Source organism: Streptomyces sp. NPDC050564 (assembly GCF_044457265.1).
Classification (GTDB): domain Bacteria; phylum Actinomycetota; class Actinomycetes; order Streptomycetales; family Streptomycetaceae; genus Streptomyces.
Genome location: NZ_JBITGS010000022.1, coordinates 1 through 17,493 on the forward strand (window position 1 = coordinate 1; position 17,493 = coordinate 17,493).

Sequence of the window (17,493 nt, forward strand, 5' to 3'; positions counted from 1 at the left end):
CTATGCCGGTCCACACGTCGCGAAGGCGGGACTCGACCAGACCGTCCGTGTCCAGCAGCAGCGTGGCGCCCGCCGGGGCCTGCATCCCCACCGCCACCAAATCCACCCCCCCCACCCCCGGGGGGGCCCCCCGCCGCCACCCCCCCACCCCCCCCCCCCGCGCCCCACACCCCGCGGGTCCCCCGGCCCGGCCCCGGGGGGGCGGGCCCCCGGGGGGGGCGCCCGGCCCGCGACCACCCCCCCGGGCCCCACGACCAATTCCTTGGTGCTCAGCCTCCGTTGACGTTCTGGGAGATCCGGTCCCCGATCTCCTTGTCGATGTTGCGCCAGTACTGCACCGCGCGGTCCAGGACCGGGCGCGACACATCGGCCTTCAGGTGTCCGCTGACGTTCGAGACGAGCCGGTCGCGGGCCGCGTCGTCGAGGACCTGGCGGACCATCGTGCCCGGCTGGCCCCAGTCGTCGTCCTCGCGGTGCAGTTGGTACGCCTCGCGCACCATCTCACCGGCCGTCTGCCAGCTCGCCGGGTCGCCGAAGCGCCCGTAGTCGGCCGCGGGACCACCGTAGGAGTTGGGCGCGTACGGACGGGACGCGTTCGACGGCTCGTAGCGCATCGGGCCGTCCTTGGCGTACGAGTTGGTGGGGACGTGCGGCCGGTTCGGCGGCAGCTGGGCGTAGTTGGGGCCGATCCGGTACCGGTGGGTGTCCGGGTACGAGAACAGCCGGCCGAGGAGCATCTTGTCCGGAGACGGCCCGATGCCCGGCACCAGGTTCGAGGGCTCGAAGGCGGCCTGCTCGATGTGGATGAAGTAGTCCTCGGGGTTCCTGTTGAGGGTCATCCGGCCGACGTCGATCAGCGGGTAGTCCCCGTGCGGCCAGACCTTGGTCAGGTCGAACGGGTTGAAGCGGTAGTCCACCGCGTCCTCGAACGGCATGATCTGGACCTTCAGACTCCAGGTCGGCGCGTTCCCGGACTCGATCGACTCGTACAGGTCCCGGCGGTGCAGGTCCCCGTCCGTCCCGGCCAGCTCGTCGGCCTCGGCCTGGGTGAGGAAGTCGATGCCCTGGTCGGTCTTGAAGTGGTACTTCACCCAGAACCGCTCACCGGCGCCGTTGATCCACATATAGGTGTGGGAGCCGTAGCCGTTCATGTGGCGGTACGTCTTGGGGATCCCGCGGTCGCCCATCAGCCAGGTCACCTGGTGCGCCGACTCGGGCGAGAGCGTCCAGAAATCCCACTGCATGTCGTTGCTGCGCAGCCCGGTGGCGGGGTGGCGTTTCTGCGAGCGGATGAAGTCCTGGAATTTGATCGTGTCACGGACGAAGAAGACCGGGGTGTTATTGCCCACCAAGTCGTAATTGCCCTGCTCTGTGTAGAACTTGAGCGCGAAGCCGCGGGGGTCGCGCCAGGTGTCGGGCGAGCCCTGCTCACCAGCGACGGTGGAGAAGCGGGCCAGCATCTCGGTGCGCTTGCCCGGCTGGAAGAGATCTGCCTTGGTGAACTGACTGACGTCGTTGGTGACTTCGAAGAATCCGTACGCGCCACTGCCCTTGGCGTGCACCACCCGCTCGGGTACTCGCTCCCGGTTGAACTGGGCCATCTTCTCGATGAGGTAGTGGTCCTGGAGCAGGATCGGGCCGTCGGGTCCGACGGTGAGCGAGTGTTCGTCGCTCTCCACCGGAATTCCGACGTTGTTCGTGGTGTACGGAGCCTTCTGGGGTGCCTGCGTCACGAGCGTCCTCCCGTCGAAGAAGAGGGTCGGTTAGGTCGCTTCGCTCACCCCAGCAGTCAACTCCGCCGACAGGATGTCGGCAACATTTGGACTGGGTCCAACTCCGGCACGATTCTGAACGACTGCTGGGGGGCGCCCCGCGTGGGTACCCCTCAGCCGCGGTTCAATTCGAACCAGACCACCTTTCCGGTGCTCAACCGTGTCGCGCCCCACCGCCTGGCCAGCCTGTTGACCAGGTAGAGCCCGCGCCCGCCCTCGTCCGTGGCGCGCGCCTGCCGCAGCCGCGGCAGCTGCGGCACGTCGTCGCCGACCTCGCAGCGCAGGACATCCGTCCGCAGCAGCCGTAGCGTCACCGGCCGTGACGCATAGCGCACGGCGTTCGTCACGACCTCGCTGACGAGCAGCTCCACGGAGTCGGTCATGTCCTCCAGGCCCCAGCGGGACAGTGCACGCCGGGCCAGCCGACGGGCCCGCCCCGGGGCCGCGTCCTCCGGCTCCAGGAACCAATAGGCGACATCGCTCGGCGCGATCCCGTCGAAGCGGGCGGCGAGCAGCGCGATGTCGTCGTCCCGGTCGCCCGGGCCGAGCATGTCGAGCACCTCGTCGCACAGCGCCTCGAGCGGCGGCGGATGGTCGGGGCCGGTCAGCTGCGCGGTGGCCGCGAGCCGCTCCCGCAGTTGCTCTATGCCGGTCCACACGTCGCGAAGGCGGGACTCGACCAGACCGTCCGTGTACAGCAGCAGCGTGGCGCCCGCGGGCGCGTCCAGCTCCACCGCCTCGAAATCCACCCCGCCAACGCCGATGGGGGCACCCGGCGGCACCCGCAGCACCTCGGCCCGCCCGCCCAGATGCAGCAGGACCGGTGGCGGATGGCCCGCGTTGGCGATGGTGATGCGGTGCGAGACCGGGTCGTAGACGGCGTACAGGCAGGTCGCCATGCGGTCGGTGCCGAGCCGCTGCGCCTGCTCGTCGAGGTGGTGCAGCACCTCCTGCGGCGGCAGATCGAGCCCGGCGAGGGTCTGCGCGGTGGTCCGCAGCTGGCCCATGATGGCCGCCGACGTCATCGAGTGGCCCATGACGTCACCGACGACGAGGGCGACGCGGCTACCCGGCAGCGGGATCGCGTCGTACCAGTCGCCGCCGACGCGCGCGGTCTCCGCGGCCGGCAGATACCGGGAGGCCAGCCGTACGCCCGTGGGTCGCGGCAGCGTCTCGGGCAGCATCGTGCGCTGCAGCTCGTCGGCGATGTACGCCTCGCGCCCGTACAGCACCGCCTTGTCGATGCCGAGCGCGCTGTGCGTGGCCAGCTGGGCGGCGACCAGCAGGTCGTCGGCCTCGAAGGCCAGCCGCTCCGGACGGCGCAGGAACAGCGCCGCGCCGATCACCCGGCGGCGACCGCGCAGCGGGGCGAGGATCGCGCGCTGCCCGCCGGGCACCACCAGGTCGTCGCCGAGCAGCTCGGGCAGCGCGGCGCGGGCGGCGGGCGCGTCCGCGAACACCGGCCGGACGCCGCGCAGCACCTCGGCGAGGGCACCGCCGGGGCGCACCTCGCACAGCTCGGCGGTCATCGCCTGCAGCTCGCTGGGCTCGGGCTGCAGCGCGGGCATGAAGCCGCCGTCGGTGTCCCGCTCCTCGGGGATCCGGTCGGTGCGCCGCAGCCGCAGCACGACGGGGCCGGTGGGCCGCTCGTCGCCGACGGGCAGCGGGTCGCGCAGATAGACGAGGATCGCGTCGGAGAACGTCGGCACGGTGGCCCGGCACAGGCCCATCACGATCTCGTCCAGGTCGATGCCCCGGGCGATGCGGCGGGTCGCGGCGCCCACGAAGCGCAGCCGGTCCCCGTCGCGCCGCATCGGCATCGGGCCACCCGGCGGCAGCCCCTGCCCGGTGCGCCGGTCCTTGCCGCCGGCGCTCCCCGACGGCCGGTCCTGCTCGTTGGCCGGCTGCGCCGGGATGGCTTCGGGAACGGGGCGCGGGCGGTGCGGATCGGGCTCGGCGGCCGAGGGCTGGGAGTGCTCGGAGCTGGGGGAGGCGGGCGGCGGTGTGGGCGCGCCGGCGCCGGGGACCGAGGCGGAGCCGGTGGCCGAGGCTGAGCCGGGGGACGCAGTGGAGCCGGAGGAAGGAGACATGTCGGTGCCGGCGGAGGTCTGACCGCCGGTGGGGCCGTGCTTGCCGTACGACGTGGTCGTACCGGGACCCTTGGGTGCGTCGCCGGTGCGGGCCTGGACGGGTAACGCGGTGGCGCCGGGCAGCGTGGACGGCTGCTCCGGGGTACGCAGGAGCGCCCCGCGGGGGTCCGCGGGGGCGGGCGGCCGGCCGGCGCCGGGCTGGCGGCGCTCGTGCGAGGTGGGGTGCTCCGTCACGCGTGTCGAATCCATCCGTCCGGGGCTGCACGCCGTGCGTGCAGTTCGTCCCGCAGCCCCGATACCCGGAATGTGTGTCCCGGGAACGGAATCTGCGCGTCGTCGGGGCCTGGCCCTACGACGGGCGCGGCCGCCCATGCGAGCCCGCGCCGTCGGCACGGCCGTCTGCGGGCCGCGCCGTCGTGGCCCTCGTACCCCTCGCTCACGTCCTGCCGCCCCTCGGTGACGTATGGTCAAGCCCGGCTCATACTGCGGGAGTTGTTGCTGCCGTGCGCCCTTGCGGAAGACGATCCTACGGTTGTACCACGGGGGCGCATCAAGGGTCTCATGAGGACACGTGCGCGGGCGTACGGTCCCAGTCATCGGGCAGGGCGGGAACCGGCCACGACGGATCCGGGCGCCAGTGCTGCCAGCCGTCCGCGAACGGCGCGCCCCAGGCGCGGATCACGTCCACCGCCGACCACCCCGCTTCCCTTACCCGAGCCGCCGTTTGAGCGTCCATCAGACCAGCCCGCTGCGCCATCGCGAACTCGTCCTCGTCGAGCCAGCGCCAACTCCGGTCCGGGTGGACGGAGATGTCCAGGAAATGATCCTCGGAGTCGACCCCGCCCTCCCAACGGGCCAGCGGGGTCTCAAGGTTCACGTACCAGTTCTTGAAACGCCAGCCCCGTTCCCAGAACAGCCACACCGACCAGGCGTCGCCGGGCCGCGCCAACTTCAGTACCCCGGTGCCGAACCAGCGGTCGCGCCGCACCGCGCGTGGCTTGGTGTAGCGCGACTCGAGCGGCTCCCCGTGCACCGGCGTACCGTCGGCGAGCACCGGCTTCACACACTCCGTGCCGGGCGCCATCCACACCGCGAGCAGCTCGTCGTCGTCCCGTGCGACGGTCACGGGGCGGCAGATGTGGAAGCGCGGGCCGGCGTTCTCCCGGTACCGCCACAGGATCTGACTCCCGGGGGCCCAGTGCGCCGTCGACCCGCCCGCTTCCACGTCTCTCACCGCTCCACCGTCTGCCATGACCAGATATTAGGTGCCCCGGGCATACGACGCTGCGGCGCGCGTCACGGTTCTCGGCGCCGGACACAGGACGTTACGGAGGTGTCATCAGGCGTCTGCCGAAGGGACGAACGCCGTTACGGACGCGTCATCCGCAGGACATCCAGCGCCTCGTCGAGCTGTTCCAGCGTGAGGTCACCGCGCTCCACATACCCGGACTCCAGGACGACTTGGCGAATCGTCCTCCGCTCCGCGAGCGCCTTCTTGGCCACCTTGGCGGCCTCCTCGTACCCGATGTACTTGTTGAGCGGGGTGACCACGGACGGTGACGACTCGGCGTACTCGCGGGCCCGCTCGCGGTGCGCGACGATCCCGTCGACGGTGCGGTCGGCGAGCAGCCGCGAGACGTTGGCGAGCAGCCGGATCGACTCCAGCACGTTCTTGGCGATGACGGGCAGCATCACGTTCAGCTCGAAGTTGCCCGCGGCCCCGGCGACGGCGACCGTCGCGTCGTTCCCCATCACCTGGGCGGCGACCATCAGCACGGCCTCGGGGATGACGGGATTGACCTTGCCGGGCATGATCGAGGACCCCGGCTGGAGGTCGGGAAGGCTGATCTCGGCCAGTCCGGTCCGCGGCCCCGACGCCATCCACCGGAGGTCATTGGCGATCTTGGTGAGCCCGACGGCGATGGTGCGCAGCTGCCCGCTGGTCTCGACGATCGCGTCGCGCGCCCCCTGAGCCTCGAAGTGGTCGCGCGCTTCGGTGAGCGGCAGCCCGGTGTCCCGGGCCACCTCCGCGATGACGGCGGCGGAGAACCCGGGCGGGGTGTTGATCCCGGTGCCCACGGCCGTCCCCCCGAGCGGCAGTTCGGCCAGACGCGGCAGCGAGGCCCGGAGCCGCTCCACCCCGTAGCGCACCTGGGCCGCGTACCCGCCGAACTCCTGCCCCATCGTCACCGGCGTCGCGTCCATCAGGTGCGTACGCCCGGACTTCACGACGTCGGCGAACTCCTCGGACTTCCGCGCGAGCGAGCCGGCCAGGTGCTCCAGCGCGGGAATGAGATCGCGGGTCACGGCGGCGGTGGCGGCGATGTGGATCGAGGACGGGAAGACGTCGTTCGACGACTGCGACGCGTTCACGTGGTCATTGGGGTGTACGTCCCTGCCGAGCCGCTCGGTCGCGAGCGTGGCGATGACCTCGTTGGTGTTCATGTTGGAGGACGTGCCGGATCCCGTCTGGAAGACGTCGACGGGGTAGTGCGCGTCCCAGCGCCCCTCGGCGACCTCACCGGCCGCCTCCTGGACCGCCTCCGCGACGTCCTTGTCGATCACCCCCAGCTCGCCGTTCACCTTCGCGGCGGCCGCCTTGATCCGGGCGAGGGCCTCGATGTGGGCGCGCTCCAGCTGCTGCCCGGAAATCGGGAAGTTGTCCACGGCCCGCTGTGTCTGGGCCCGCCACTTCGCGTCGGCGGGGACGCGGACCTCACCCATGGAGTCGTGCTCGATCCGGTACGGGGCTTCTGCCTGTTCATCGGCCATTGCCGATCACCTCCAGTGAGGACAGCATCGCGGACCTGTCCCGTGTTCCCGTGGCAGAAGGACCGGAACGGAGTGTCCTGCGTCATACGGTGTCCTCCCGCTGGGAGTCAGCGGCGCGGAACGCCGAACAGGCCGGTGCACGCGGGCTTTCCGCCCACCTTGGCGCACGCCTGCGCCCCGTGCGGGCTCGAGGCGGCCAGCATCGGGCTGGTGTATCCGTCCGACTTGTCGCCCTCGTAAGTGGCGGACAGTTCGTCCTGGCCCGACCTGATCGAGATCTCCCGCGCGCCACCGGCCCGGGTGCGCACCTCGGACCAGACCGTGGCGCAGGACGGGGAGAAACGCAGCAGCACGACCTGGGCGCCCTTGACGACGCTGCTCTCCGTCCGGGCGTCCCGACCGCAGGTCTCGGCGGTCGGGAACTCTCCCTGGCAGCCGCTGCCGCGACAGGAGGCGGCCGCCCGGGGCGCCGGCGCCTCGTCGAAGTCCAGGACGTCCGCCGCGCCGGCGGTGACCGCCACCGTGGCGGCCACCGCCGCGAGGGCGACGAAGGCGCGATTCCCCCGGCGGGGGCGCCGGGCGCCCTCCGGCCTGGATGCTTCCGGGCCCGGCGGCTGCTGCGGCGCGCTCGCCGCACTGGACTGGGCCCGGGCGGCGGCGTCCCACAGGTCGAGGAGCGGACCGGGGTCGGTGTCCGCGAGCCGGCCGAGCGCGTCGACCGCTGCGCGCGGCGGGAACTGGTCGCCGTTCAGATAGCGGTGCCAGGTCGACTTGCTGAACGGGGTGGCTGTGGCCAGCGCGGCCAGACTCAGCCCCGTCCGCTGCTTGAGGGCGCGCAGTCGCTCCACCAGGAGTTGCTCCGCGTCGCCCGACGAGTGGGGCAGCGGCTGCCTCTTGACCATCACGTGGCTCTCCATCTCGCTCCCTCGCCGTGCCGGGGTGACCGCCCTGATGCTTTCCCGTGCAAGGCGCCGGGCCACACCACGATCACTGGAATATGAAGGGGAGTTGACCTGCTGTTTTGCCACCGGAAGGCGGTGTGATCGGCTGATTGACCGGTAGTACCTCCTGACGGGGTGACGGACACCCCGTCAGGAGGTTCCGGATGTCAGGGGCCGAGCGGAGCGGCGCCCTTCAGCACCAGCGGACGGCGCTGCGGTTGTGCACGTAGCGCGCGGAGACGTAGCCCTTGTGGTGGGCGAGCTTGTACCAGCGCCGGTTGCCCAGGACGTAGGAGCCCTGCTTCTTGCAGGTGATGGCCACCACGTGGCCGATGGAGCGCGAGCCGATCACCCGGTAGCCGGTCCCCGGTCCGGAACGGACGTTCAGCCGCAGGTAGTGGGTGGCCACGCGGCCCCAGGTGTGGGCCGTGACGTGACGCCGGGCGTGCGTCATGGGGTACCGCCGGTAGTGCGTCGTGACGTGGTGCCGTACGTGGGTCGTCACGTGGCGTCGGGCGTGTCGCTTCGGCGCCTTCCGCTGGGCGTGCCGGGCGCCGGGCAGGCCGGGAATCGAGGACTGCGGGGCCGTCGGGTACCAGCTCGGCGTCGAGATCTGCGTGGGCGTGACCCAGCCGGGAGCCTGCGGTGCCGGGGCGGCGGAGGCGACGGCCGTCACAGGAAAGACGGCGACGGCCGCGATCGCGGCCACCAGACCGTTGCGCAAGGTGCGTCGAATCATGGGATTTCCCTCCGAGTTGACCTGCGGATCACAGGCTGTGATCCAGTCAGCACGGAGCTTTTCCGGCATAGTTCGCAAAGATGCTGTCCCACTCGTTCCTGGGACGAAGTGGGACAGCATCCAGGCGGAGTGTCGACGCTGTGGCGTCCCGGGACGTTACGTCAGCCCGGGACCCCGCACCGGAATGTGGGTGAACGTCGGCTCGGGGGCGGGGTTCTGGAAGAAGTCGTTGCCCTTGTCGTCGACCACGATGAACGCCGGGAAGTCCTCGACCTCGATCTTCCAGACGGCCTCCATGCCGAGTTCCTCGTACTCGACGACCTCGACCTTCTTGATGCAGTCCTGGGCGAGCCGGGCGGCGGGCCCGCCGATGGAGCCGAGGTAGAAGCCGCCGTGCGTGTCGCAGGCGTTGGTGACCTGGGCGGAGCGGTTGCCCTTCGCCAGCATCACCTTGGACCCGCCCGCCGCCTGGAACTGCTCGACGTAGGAGTCCATGCGCCCGGCGGTCGTCGGGCCGAAGGAGCCGGACGCGTACCCCTCGGGGGTCTTGGCCGGGCCCGCGTAGTACACCGGGTGGTCCTTCAGGTACTGCGGCATCTCCTCGCCCGCGTCGAGCCGCTCCTTGATCTTTGCGTGCGCGATGTCGCGGGCCACGACGAGCGGGCCGGAGAGCGAGAGCCGGGTCTTCACCGGGTACTTGGTGAGCTCGGCGAGGATGTCGTCCATCGGCTGGTTCAGGTCGATCTTGACCACGTCGGAGGACTCGTCGAGGTGCTCGTCGGTCGTCTCCGGGAGGAACCGCGCCGGGTCCGTCTCCAGCTGCTCCAGGAAGACGCCCTCGGCGGTGATCTTCGCGACGGCCTGCCGGTCGGCGGAGCAGGACACGGCGATGGCGACCGGGCAGGACGCGCCGTGGCGGGGGAGGCGGACCACGCGGACGTCGTGGCAGAAGTACTTGCCGCCGAACTGTGCGCCGATCCCGATCTTCTGGGTCAGCTCGAAGACCTTCTCCTCCAGCTCCTTGTCCCGGAAGCCGTGCCCGAGCTCGGAGCCCTCGGCCGGGATCTCGTCCAGGTAGTGCGCGGAGGCGTACTTGGCGGTCTTCAGGGCGTACTCGGCGCTCGTTCCGCCGACGACGATCGCCAGGTGGTACGGCGGACAGGCGGCCGTACCGAGCGAACGGATCTTCTCCTCCAGGAACTTCATCATGGAGGCCTCGTTCAGAACGGCCTTCGTCTCCTGGTACAGGAAGCTCTTGTTGGCCGAGCCACCGCCCTTGGCCATGAAGAGGAACTTGTAGGCGCCGCCGTCGGTCGCGTACAGCTCGATCTGCGCCGGCAGGTTCGAGCCGGTGTTCTTCTCCTCCCACATGGTGAGCGGAGCCATCTGCGAGTAGCGCAGGTTCAGGTTCTTGTACGCGTCGTAGATGCCGCGCGAGAGGGCCGCCTCGTCGCCGCCCCGTGTGAGCACGTTCTGGCCGCGCTTGCCCATGACAATGGCCGTGCCGGTGTCCTGGCACATGGGCAGGACACCCGCGGCGGCGATGTTCGCGTTCTTCAGGAGGTCGAGGGCGACGAACTTGTCGTTGCCGGACGCCTCCGGGTCGTCGATGATCCGCCGCAACTGGGCCAGGTGGGCGGGCCGCAGATAGTGCTGGATGTCGTGGATGGCCTCCTCGGCGAGCTTGCGCAGCGCCTCCGGCTCGACCTTGAGGAACGTGCGCCCGTCGGCCTCGAAGGTGGAGACACCCTCGGAGGTCACCAGCCGGTACGGGGTGGTGTCCTCTCCCTGGGGGAGCAGATCGGTGTACGCGAACTCAGGCATCTCGCCCATTCCTCACTCGACAGACAGCGGCTGGCCTCCATTGGCAGCGTCCACCAGCGTAGAACCTGGCACGGACACCGAGTCTGTGAGGTAAGGCTCAGTTGCTTGTCCGACAGTCGTCCACACCCCTAGTCGCGATCTATCGCGTTTGGGTACGCTGCTGTCGTGGACCTTCAGAAGAGCCCCGCCCCGACCGCGCCCACGTCGGCGAAGCCGACCGCATCCCTGGCGGCGGAGCCGGCCGAGCTCCGTGCCTCCGACGCCGACCGTGACCGGATCGCCGACATCCTGCGCGAGGCCCTCGCCGAGGGGCGCCTGACCCCGGAGGAGCACGCCGAGCGGGTGGAGGGGGTGCTGGCCACGAAGACGGTGGGCGAACTCGACCACTTCGTACGAGACCTGCCCGCCGCCCACACGGGCCGCGCGACCCCCGCGTACACCTCCGCGCCCAACCGCCCCACCGCCGACGCGATGCCGGTGGAGGCCGACGAGAACGTGGTGGCGGTCTTCAGCGCCGCTGTCCGCAAGGGCCGTTGGCGCGCCGGGCGCCGTATCCACGCGTACTCGGTCTTCGGCAGTGTCGAGATAGACCTGAGCGAGGCGATCTTCGAGTACCAGCAGGTCGTGATCAAGGCGATCTCGGTCTTCGGCAACGTGGAGATCCGCGTCCCGGAGAACGTCTCACTGCGGGGCAACGGCGGCGGGGTACTGGGCAACTTCGAAGTGGACACGCTGGATTCGGGCGACCCACACGCACCGGTCGTCTATGTCGACGGTCTGGCCGTGCTGGGCAATGTCGAGGCAAGGCCCAAGCGGGGCAAGCTGGTCACCGACATCCTCGACCGGGTGACGGGCCGCGTGACCGAACGGGTGGCCGACCGGGTGGACAGGAGTTTGCGCAAGCACCTGGACCGTTGACGCTTGTGAATTCGGGGGCTCCGGCAGCGGATTGGTCCAGTTGTACCGGTCTTGGCGCGAACGAGAAATCCCGGGCTTCGGAACTCAGTGCATAGGCGCGCGCACAGCGGGTAGGCCTTGCTGCATCGTCTCTTGGAGGGCGCTGTGGACCTTTCCGCGGTGCCCGGCACGCTCGCGAAGCCGTCGTCAGGAGTAGACCGTGCTGCAACCGCCGCATCAGTCTCTGCAGGTAGCTGCCGTTCCGGCCCAGCGGGCGCCAGTGCGGGACAGGGATCAGGAGGCCCCATGGCACACGGAAGCCGTGTGCCGACGAGACGAAGCCGGCCTGTTCTTCGCCCCCTCCAAGGAGCCCACTGCCGCCCGGCTGTCCCGTGAGGAGGCGGCGAAACGCGTCTGTGCCCGCTGCCCGGTGATGGTCGAGTGCCGCGAACACGCGCTGCTGCAACCCGAGCCGTACGGAGTCTGGGGCGGCCTCACCGCCGCCGAGCGCCGCGTGGTGCTCGCCCGACGCCGCCGGCGCGAACTGGAACTCAAGAAGGCCACGCGGGGGACGATAGCGGCGGCCGGCTGACCGTACGTACGGGAAAGGGGCGCCCCTCCGCACAGGGAGCGCCCCTTTCCCGTTGCCCGGCGAACCCGGCCGGAACTACTTCGCCCGGTCGAAGTCGATCGCGCTGTAGGCCCGCAGCTTGCTGAGCCGATGCTCCGAGGTGATCTGCCGGACCGTGCCCGACTTGGACCGCATGACGATCGACTCGGTCGTCGCGGTCTCGGCGCGGTACCGCACCCCACGCAGCAGCTCGCCGTCGGTGATGCCGGTGGCGACGAAGAAGACGTTCTCGCCGGAGACCAGGTCACTCGTGGTCAGCACGCGGTCCAGGTCGTGACCGGCGTCGATCGCCCGCTGCCGCTCCTCGTCGTCCTTGGGCCACAGCTTGCCCTGGATGGTGCCGCCGAGGCACTTGACCGCGCAGGCCGAGATGATGCCCTCGGGGGTGCCGCCGATGCCCAGCAGCAGGTCGATGCCGGTGCCTTCGCGCAGGGCCAGGATCGAGCCGGCGACATCGCCGTCGGTGATCAGCTTGATGCGCGCGCCGGTCTCCCGGATCTCCTTGATGATCCCGTCGTGGCGCGGCCGGTCGAGGATGACGACCGTGACGTCCTCGGGCGTGGAGCGCTTGGCCTTGGCCACGCGCCGGATGTTCACCGACACGGGCGCGTTGATGTCGACGAAGTCGGCGGCCTCCGGGCCGGTGACCAGCTTGTCCATGTAGAAGACCGCGGACGGGTCGAACATGGTGCCGCGGTCGGCGGCGGCCAGCACAGCGATCGCGTTCGACATGCCCTTGGCGGTGAGCGTGGTGCCGTCGATCGGGTCGACGGCGATGTCGCACTCGGGACCGGTTCCGTCGCCGACGCGTTCCCCGTTGAAGAGCATCGGGGCCTCGTCCTTCTCACCCTCACCGATGACGACGACGCCGTTCATCGAGACGGTGGAGACGAGGGTCCGCATGGCCCTGACAGCGGCGCCGTCGGCGCCGTTCTTGTCGCCGCGGCCGACCCAGCGGCCCGCGGCCATGGCGGCGGCCTCGGTGACGCGGACCAGTTCCAGGGCGAGATTTCGGTCGGGGGCCTCGGAAGGGACCTCGAGTTCGGACGGCAGCTGATGATTCTCGGTCATCGAGACGCATCCTTTCTGATACGACGACGGCCGGATGAGGGTGTGTCCCGACTCTATCGTCAGGCTGACAAAATGAGCAGGGGGCCCCACGGATGAGCAGGCCAGGGCACCTGCGACGATAGGTACGTGGCAGGTACGAAAGGCAAACAGTCGGTCCGGGACATGATTCTCTCCCTGGGCCTCATCGGGCTCATGGCGGGCGTCATCTACATCTTCATCCCGCACGACGACTCCGAGCCTCCCCTCAAGCGTGTCGACTACCGTGTCGAGCTCCTCACGGCGCGCCGCGCGGCGAGCTATCCCGTCGCGGCACCCGAGGGTCTGCCCCGGACGTGGAAGGCGACGTCCGTGCGGTACGACGGCTCTCAGTTCGACACCTGGCACCTGGGTTTCCATGACCCCGACGGCCAGTACGCGGCGATCGAGCAGTCCACTCAGAAGCCGGCCGTCTTCATCGACACGGCCAGCCAGGGCGCCGAGGAAACGAAGACCACCCAGCGGATCGGCGACCAGACGTGGCAGCGGTACACGGGGGGTCGCTACGACGCCCTGGTGCTCAAGGGCAAGGGCTCCACGACGGTGGTGACCGGCACCGCGTCGTTCGCCCAACTGACGAAGCTGGCGCAGGCGCTGAAGACGTCCTGAACCGTTCGGAAACGCGATGAGGGCCCCCGGCGCCATTGCCGGGGGCCCTCATCGTACCTGCGGAAAGGATCAGACCGTCGTGACGACCTGGTCGAACTCCAGGCGCGGGGAGCGCGGGAACCAGGCGTCCTCGCCCGGCTTGCCGATGTTGACGACCATCAGCGGGGTGTGGTCGTCGTCCAGGAACTCCTTCTGGACGCCGGCGAAGTCGAGACCGGTCATCGGGCCGGCGGCGAGGCCGGCGGCGCGGACGCCGATGATGAAGTACGCGGCCTGCAGGGCGGCGTTCAGGGCGGCGCTGCCCTCACGCACCGAGCGCTCGCCGAAGAAGAGGTCCTTGGCCTGCGGGAAGTGCGGGAAGAGCTCCGGCAGCTCCTCGTGGAACTCGTTGTCCGCGGAGAGGATCGCGACCAGCGGGGCGGCGGCGGTCTTCTGCTGGTTGCCCTCGGCCAGGTGCTGCACGAGACGCTCGCGGGCCTCGGGGGAGCGGACCAGGGTCACGCGCAGCGGCGACTGGTTCATGGAGGTCGGGCCGTACTTGACCAGGTCGTAGATTGCCTGCACCTGCTCGTCGGTCACCGGCTCGTCGGTGAACGTGTTCGCGGTGCGGGCCTCGCGGAACAGCAGGTCCTGGGCGGTGGGGTCAAGAACGAGAGACATGGTGAAACCTTCTCGGGACGAGCGGGGATCCGGGGGGATCGGATTGTGCTCCCGAAGGTATGACATGAAGGTTTAAGCTTCAACCAAAACTCGCCCGAAGTGATCCACTTCACATGTGCTTCAACTTTCAAGAACTGCCGCTACTCGGAGTCGGCCGAGCCGCCCGCGCCCTCTTGCTCCTCCTCGGCCAGCGCAGCGTCCAGCCGCGCCCGTGCGCCCTCGAGCCACCGCCGGCACACCTTGGCCAGCTCCTCGCCCCGCTCCCACAGGGTGAGGGACTCCTCCAGGGTCGTACCGCCCGCCTCCAGACGGCGTACCACCTCGATGAGCTCGTCCCGCGCCTGCTCGTACCCGAGCGCCTCGTTCACCTTGCTGGTCATGCGCCCACCCTATGCATCGACTCGTACGGAGAATTCACCCTCGGCGACCCGCGCCCGCAGCTCCTCGCCCGCCGCCACCTCGTCCGGCCCCCGGACGACATGGCCGTCGGCCTTCTGCAGCACCGCGTACCCCCGCTGGAGGGTCGCGGCGGGGGAGAGGGCCACCACGCGCGCGTGGGTGTGTGTCAGCTCCGAGTCGGCGCGGTCGAGGAGGTGCCCGAGGGTGCGCCGGCCGCGGTCCAGCAGGGCGGCCACCTGGTCCGCCCGCTCATCGACCATGCGGTGCGGATCCTCTATGGAGGGCCGGGCCAACGCGTGCGCGAGGCCGCGCTCCTCCCGCTCGATGAAGGACTGGACGCTGCGCCGCGCCCGGTCCCGCAGGAACCGCACCCGCTCGTACTCCTCGCCGACGTCCGGCACGACCTTCTTGGCGGCGTCGGTCGGCGTGGACGCGCGCAGGTCGGCCACGTGGTCGAGCAGCGGGTTGTCGGGTTCGTGCCCGATGGCCGACACGACCGGCGTACGACAGGCCGCGACCGCCCGCACGAGCTGCTCGTCCGAGAACGGCAGCAGGTCCTCCACGCTGCCGCCGCCCCGCGCCACGATGATCACGTCGACGTCGTCCAGCGCGTCCAGGTCCTTCACGGCCTGCACGACCTGGGGCACCGCGTGCACGCCCTGCACGGCGACGTTGCGGACCTCGAAGCGGACGGCCGGCCAGCGGTGCCGCGCGTTCTCCAGCACGTCGCGTTCCGCCGCCGAGGCCCGCCCGCACACCAGCCCGATGAGCTGCGGCAGGAAGGGCAGCGGCTTCTTGCGGTCGGCCGCGAACAGTCCCTCACCGGCCAGCGACTTCTTCAACTGCTCGAGCCGGGCGAGCAGTTCACCGACACCCACGGGCTTTATCTCGGCGGCCCGCAGCGACAACTGTCCCCTAGGCGCGTACCACTCGGGCTTCGCGTGGACGACGACACGGGCGCCCTCGCTCACCACGTCGGCGACGGCGTCGAACACCTGCCGGTAGCAGGTCACGCTCACCGAGATGTCGTACGACGGATCGCGCAGCGTCAGAAAGACGACCCCCGCGCCCGGGCGCCGCGACAACTGGGTGATCTGCCCCTCGACCCACACCGCGCCGAGCCGGTCGATCCACCCCCCGATGAGCCGCGACACCTCACCGACGGGCAGCGGAGCGTCCGCGGACGTGTTGAGAGCCATGCGCCCGAGCGTAACCGCCACCACCGACAGTGCCCGCACTCCTGAGGCACGGTTTACGGGAGCCCGGCCTCGCGCGCCAGTACGCCCATCGCGCGGGCCAGCGCGTCTCGTTGCGCCGTGCTCAGTCCTGCGGTCAGCTCCTCGTCGAGGGCGCGCGCGCGTGCCGTGCATTCCGCGAGCAGGGCGCGCCCTTCTTGTGTCAGCCCGAGCCGGTGGCGGCGCCGGTCGTCCGGGTCACGTACTCGGTCGATGGCGCCCAGCTCTTCGAGCTGGTCGGCGAGCGTCACCACCAGGCTCGGCACGACGCCCATCGTCCGGGCGACGTCCTGCTGCGACGCGGGCGCGCCGGAGCCGATGACGGAGAGCAGCCCCACGTGCTTGGGCTTCACGACCTCGGTCCCGGCCCGATCCCCACGACGCGCCCTATGCCTCCGCCCCGTCCCGTCCTCGCTGGGCGAACAGCACCACCAGCCCCACCGCCAGCCAGATCGCGCCCACCACCTGGGCGGTGCCGGACGCCTCGACGATCACGGCGACGGTGATCCCGGCGCCGACGACGGGGATCAGGACATGGCGCCACCACACGACCGGCCCGCCCAGCCGCCGCACCGCGAACCAGCCCACCACGCTCGCGTGCAGCGACGTGAACGCCGTCAGCGCGCCGATGTCGACGACCGACACCAGCTTGTCGAGGCCGTCGTCGCGCCGAGCCGCCCACACCGCCGCGACCAGCGTGATGACGGCCGCGCACAGCAGCGCCGCCCGCGGCACCCCCGAGTCGGTCCGCGACAGCGTCCGCGGCAGCCGCCGGTCGCGAGCCATGGCGAAGACGAGCCGCCCTGCCGCGGCCTGCCCGGCCAGCGCGGCGAACGCGGCCCCGATCGCCTTGCTCACGGCCACCAGATTGTGCAGCCACGACCCGACCGAGGAGTCCACGGCGTCGTAGAAGGCCGCCCCCTGCTTCGCGGGATCGGCGGCGAGCTGCGCGGACGACAGCGGCTCAAGGAGCGCCACCAGATAGCTCTGGACAACGAACAGCACACCCGCCAGCGCCAGACAGAACAGCACCGCCCGTGCCACCTTCTCCGAACCGCCGGTGGCCTCCTCCGCGAACGTCGCGATCGCGTCGAAGCCGAGATACGACAGCACGGCGACCGAGACGGCGCCGATCACCGCCGACAGGGCGAACGCGCCCTGCGAGCCGTCGCCGGACAGCGGGGACAGCCACCCGCGGTGGGCCCCGTCACGCGCGAGCATGACGACGGCCGACACGACGAAGACAAGAAGGACCACGATTTCCATCGCGAGCACCAGGAAGCCGACTCGTGCTGCGGCCCGCACACCCCACAGGTTCAACACCGTGGTGATGACCACGGCGAACGCCGTCCACACCCACCGGGAGACGCCCGGAACCAGGGAGTTCATCGCGATCCCGGAGAACAGGTACGCCACCGCGGGGATGAGCAGATAGTCCAGCATCGCCATCCACCCGGCGATGAACCCGGCCCCTTTTCCGAGCGCCGCGCGCGCGTAGGCGAACACCGAGCCCGCCTGAGGGACCACGCGGACCATCTGGGCGTAGCTGAATGCGGTGAACGCCATCGCGACGGTGGCGACGACGTAGACCAGCGCCACCGCCCCGTGCGACTTCGCGTCGAGGGTCCCGAAGACACCGACCGGCGCCATGGGGGCGATGAACAGCAGCCCGTAGACGACGAGGTCCCGGAAGCCGAGGCTGCGCCGCAGTTCGTGCTCCGCGCCGGTCGGGCCGGCTGTGTCCGCCGCCGGCTCCGTGCCGGACATCGTGCCTCCCGAGGGTCGCGCAGGCCCCACCCCTCCCGGCTCCCCATCAG

At 70.5% G+C, this 17,493-nt stretch carries 16 protein-coding genes; 3 read left to right on the forward strand and 13 right to left on the reverse strand.

Annotated elements, in window-relative coordinates:
• Positions 1-269: 269 nt before the first annotated feature.
• The 7 genes from ACIBK0_RS31005 to ACIBK0_RS31035 all read right to left on the reverse strand — a co-directional run bounded on the left by ACIBK0_RS31005 (position 270) and on the right by ACIBK0_RS31035 (position 10,138).
• The gene (locus ACIBK0_RS31005; RefSeq protein WP_399087201.1) at positions 270-1,733 is read right to left on the reverse strand and encodes a catalase; all 1,464 of its coding nucleotides are present in this window, start codon (positions 1,731-1,733) and stop codon (positions 270-272) included.
• 152 nt (positions 1,734-1,885) lie between these two features.
• Positions 1,886-4,111 carry a SpoIIE family protein phosphatase gene (locus ACIBK0_RS31010; protein WP_399087203.1) on the reverse strand — a complete coding sequence of 742 codons (2,226 nt, stop codon included), beginning with the start codon at positions 4,109-4,111 and terminating at the stop codon, positions 1,886-1,888.
• Positions 4,112-4,421: 310 nt separating this feature from the next.
• Positions 4,422-5,114, reverse strand: coding sequence for a DUF402 domain-containing protein (locus tag ACIBK0_RS31015; RefSeq protein WP_399087205.1), 693 nt, complete (start codon positions 5,112-5,114; stop codon positions 4,422-4,424).
• A 116-nt stretch (positions 5,115-5,230) separates the two neighbouring features.
• Positions 5,231-6,634, reverse strand: a complete 1,404-nt coding sequence (locus ACIBK0_RS31020) for a class II fumarate hydratase (RefSeq protein WP_399087207.1) — start codon at positions 6,632-6,634, stop codon at positions 5,231-5,233.
• A 107-nt stretch (positions 6,635-6,741) separates the two neighbouring features.
• Positions 6,742-7,551: a DUF2690 domain-containing protein gene (locus tag ACIBK0_RS31025; RefSeq protein WP_399087209.1), complete on the reverse strand. Its 810-nt coding sequence runs from the start codon at positions 7,549-7,551 to the stop codon at positions 6,742-6,744.
• Positions 7,552-7,768: 217 nt separating this feature from the next.
• A complete protein-coding gene (locus ACIBK0_RS31030) occupies positions 7,769-8,314 on the reverse strand; it encodes an SH3 domain-containing protein (RefSeq protein ID WP_399087211.1) in 546 nt (181 codons plus the stop codon).
• Between the two features lie 156 nt (positions 8,315-8,470).
• Complete coding sequence (locus ACIBK0_RS31035; protein WP_399087213.1) at positions 8,471-10,138, reverse strand: fumarate hydratase; 1,668 nt, start codon at positions 10,136-10,138, stop codon at positions 8,471-8,473.
• A gap of 165 nt (positions 10,139-10,303) precedes the next feature.
• On the opposite strand from ACIBK0_RS31035, the gene ACIBK0_RS31040 reads away from it, so the two are divergent.
• On the forward strand, positions 10,304-11,056 hold the full coding sequence (locus ACIBK0_RS31040; RefSeq protein ID WP_399087215.1) for a DUF1707 domain-containing protein: 753 nt from the start codon (positions 10,304-10,306) through the stop codon (positions 11,054-11,056).
• 199 nt (positions 11,057-11,255) lie between these two features.
• The gene (locus tag ACIBK0_RS31045) at positions 11,256-11,627 is read left to right on the forward strand and encodes a WhiB family transcriptional regulator (RefSeq protein ID WP_399087217.1); all 372 of its coding nucleotides are present in this window, start codon (positions 11,256-11,258) and stop codon (positions 11,625-11,627) included.
• Positions 11,628-11,702: 75 nt separating this feature from the next.
• Here ACIBK0_RS31045 and glpX read toward each other — a convergent pair whose 3' ends face one another.
• Positions 11,703-12,737, reverse strand: coding sequence for a class II fructose-bisphosphatase (gene glpX, locus ACIBK0_RS31050; RefSeq protein ID WP_399087219.1), 1,035 nt, complete (start codon positions 12,735-12,737; stop codon positions 11,703-11,705).
• Positions 12,738-12,863: 126 nt separating this feature from the next.
• On the opposite strand from glpX, the gene ACIBK0_RS31055 reads away from it, so the two are divergent.
• A complete protein-coding gene (locus ACIBK0_RS31055) occupies positions 12,864-13,382 on the forward strand; it encodes a DUF4245 domain-containing protein (RefSeq protein WP_399087221.1) in 519 nt (172 codons plus the stop codon).
• Between the two features lie 69 nt (positions 13,383-13,451).
• Here ACIBK0_RS31055 and ACIBK0_RS31060 read toward each other — a convergent pair whose 3' ends face one another.
• From ACIBK0_RS31060 to ACIBK0_RS31080, 5 genes are all read right to left on the reverse strand, one after another.
• The gene (locus tag ACIBK0_RS31060) at positions 13,452-14,042 is read right to left on the reverse strand and encodes a malonic semialdehyde reductase (protein ID WP_399087223.1); all 591 of its coding nucleotides are present in this window, start codon (positions 14,040-14,042) and stop codon (positions 13,452-13,454) included.
• 140 nt (positions 14,043-14,182) lie between these two features.
• A complete protein-coding gene (locus tag ACIBK0_RS31065) occupies positions 14,183-14,422 on the reverse strand; it encodes an exodeoxyribonuclease VII small subunit (RefSeq protein WP_399087225.1) in 240 nt (79 codons plus the stop codon).
• 9 nt (positions 14,423-14,431) lie between these two features.
• Positions 14,432-15,640 (reverse strand): exodeoxyribonuclease VII large subunit, encoded by a 1,209-nt coding sequence (gene xseA / locus ACIBK0_RS31070; RefSeq protein WP_399087227.1) that lies wholly within the window; start codon positions 15,638-15,640, stop codon positions 14,432-14,434.
• Between the two features lie 53 nt (positions 15,641-15,693).
• Positions 15,694-16,029 carry a MarR family winged helix-turn-helix transcriptional regulator gene (locus ACIBK0_RS31075; RefSeq protein WP_399087229.1) on the reverse strand — a complete coding sequence of 112 codons (336 nt, stop codon included), beginning with the start codon at positions 16,027-16,029 and terminating at the stop codon, positions 15,694-15,696.
• A gap of 34 nt (positions 16,030-16,063) precedes the next feature.
• Positions 16,064-17,443, reverse strand: coding sequence for an APC family permease (locus ACIBK0_RS31080; protein WP_399087231.1), 1,380 nt, complete (start codon positions 17,441-17,443; stop codon positions 16,064-16,066).
• Positions 17,444-17,493 lie beyond the last annotated feature (50 nt).

Excerpts from the sequence above, each read along its gene's own strand:
- ACIBK0_RS31065 (WP_399087225.1), bottom strand. The coding sequence starts at position 14,422 with ATGACCAGCAAGGTGAACGAGGCGCTCGGGTACGAGCAGGCGCGGGAC.
- ACIBK0_RS31030 (WP_399087211.1), bottom strand. The coding sequence starts at position 8,314 with ATGATTCGACGCACCTTGCGCAACGGTCTGGTGGCCGCGATCGCGGCC.
- xseA (WP_399087227.1), bottom strand. The coding sequence starts at position 15,640 with ATGGCTCTCAACACGTCCGCGGACGCTCCGCTGCCCGTCGGTGAGGTG.
- ACIBK0_RS31015 (WP_399087205.1), bottom strand. The coding sequence starts at position 5,114 with ATGGCAGACGGTGGAGCGGTGAGAGACGTGGAAGCGGGCGGGTCGACG.
- glpX (WP_399087219.1), bottom strand. The coding sequence starts at position 12,737 with ATGACCGAGAATCATCAGCTGCCGTCCGAACTCGAGGTCCCTTCCGAG.
- ACIBK0_RS31060 (WP_399087223.1), bottom strand. The coding sequence starts at position 14,042 with ATGTCTCTCGTTCTTGACCCCACCGCCCAGGACCTGCTGTTCCGCGAG.
- ACIBK0_RS31010 (WP_399087203.1), bottom strand. The coding sequence starts at position 4,111 with ATGGATTCGACACGCGTGACGGAGCACCCCACCTCGCACGAGCGCCGC.
- ACIBK0_RS31020 (WP_399087207.1), bottom strand. The coding sequence starts at position 6,634 with ATGGCCGATGAACAGGCAGAAGCCCCGTACCGGATCGAGCACGACTCC.
- ACIBK0_RS31080 (WP_399087231.1), bottom strand. The coding sequence starts at position 17,443 with ATGTCCGGCACGGAGCCGGCGGCGGACACAGCCGGCCCGACCGGCGCG.
- ACIBK0_RS31025 (WP_399087209.1), bottom strand. The coding sequence starts at position 7,551 with ATGGAGAGCCACGTGATGGTCAAGAGGCAGCCGCTGCCCCACTCGTCG.
- ACIBK0_RS31035 (WP_399087213.1), bottom strand. The coding sequence starts at position 10,138 with ATGCCTGAGTTCGCGTACACCGATCTGCTCCCCCAGGGAGAGGACACC.